The 1,323-nt window shown below is 71.2% G+C and carries 1 protein-coding gene; it reads left to right on the top strand.

What is annotated here, in order from left to right; genetic code table 11:
• Positions 1–218: 218 nt before the first annotated feature.
• Entirely contained in the window at positions 219–1,112 is an 894-nt protein-coding gene (locus G7A99_RS19920; protein ID WP_163143525.1) for an SMP-30/gluconolactonase/LRE family protein, read from the top strand.
• Positions 1,113–1,323: the final 211 nt, after the last annotated feature.

The raw sequence follows: 1,323 nt of genomic DNA, 5'->3' as shown, positions 1-1,323 counted from the left end.
GGTGGCCCACGGCGGAGAGGTATTGCCGTGAGCCACCGGATCCCGGGGCGCCGGTGCCACCAATCCCTGGTATACCCATATGTGTATAGGGAGAAACGGAAAATGGCATTTGTTGGTTATTCTTGCGTGCCTATGCTGATGGGCACAGTCCGTACCGGCGGGTATCGCGAAGGGGAGGAGGCCATGGACGCCAACGATCTGCCACCGGCGGAGGCGGCGTGAGCCGCGAGCCGCAGCTCGTATGGGACGGTGCGGCCGCGCTGGGCGAGGCACCGCTCTGGCTGCCCGCCGAGGATGCCGTGCTGTTCGTGGACATCCGCGGCGCCTGCATCTACCGGTATAGGCGCCGCGACTGCGACGTCACCCGGTGGCGGCTGCCGGAGGCGTGCTGCTGGCTGGTGGCGCGTACCGACGACGACGGCTTCGTGGCCGGCCTGCGCACGCGTGTCGTCCACCTCCGGCTGGACCACAACGATGTGGAGATCGTCCGCGAACTGGCCGCACCGGAGAGCGAGGATCCCGGCAACCGGTTCAACGACGGCAAGGCGGGCCCCGAAGGCCGGATCTGGGCGGGCACCATGGACGACGCGGAGACGCGCGCCTCGGGCAGTCTGTATCGCCTGGACGCCGGGGGGATGACGGCGGTCGACAGTGGCTACGTGGTCTCGAACGGACCCGCGTTCAGCCCGGACGGGGGAACGCTCTACCACACCGACTCGTTTGCGGGGCGCATCTACGCCTTCGATCTCCGCCCGGACGGCCGCGTGGAGAACCGGCGCGTGCACATCCGGCTGCCGTCCTCGGAGGGCGTCCCGGACGGCATGACCTGCGACGCCGAAGGCGCCCTGTGGGTGGCGCACTTCGGTGGTGGCCTGGTGTCCCGCTTCACCCCGGACGGCCGCCGGGAGCGCCGCATCGGGATGCCGGTGCGCTGCATCACGTCGTGCACGTTCGCCGGTCCGGCGCTCGACGAGCTCTATGTGACCACCGCGCGGCCCGACGGCGAGGGCACCGGCGGCGGGCTCTACCGGCTGACGCCGGGGGTCAGCGGGCTGCCGCCGGCCCGGTTCGATCCCTCGTCCGGAACCGGTGGAGGGAGGCCGCCGGGTTGAGAGACGAATATCGATGCAACTGACGGAGGATTCCCAATGAGCGTGGACATTCACCACATGATCGGCGCGCGCACGAGTGCCGCGGCCGGCGGCGACGTGCCCGAGGCCACCCGCGAGGAGGTCGACGCGGCCTGCCGCGAGGCGGCGGCCGCCGCCGCGGATTACCGGGCGCGGCCCCTCGCCGAGCGGGCCGCGTTCCTGGAGCGCGCGG

The organism is Arhodomonas sp. KWT (genome assembly GCF_010993615.1).
The sequence above is the reverse complement of the archived record's forward strand: the minus strand, read 5'-3'. Positions and strand labels throughout refer to the sequence as shown.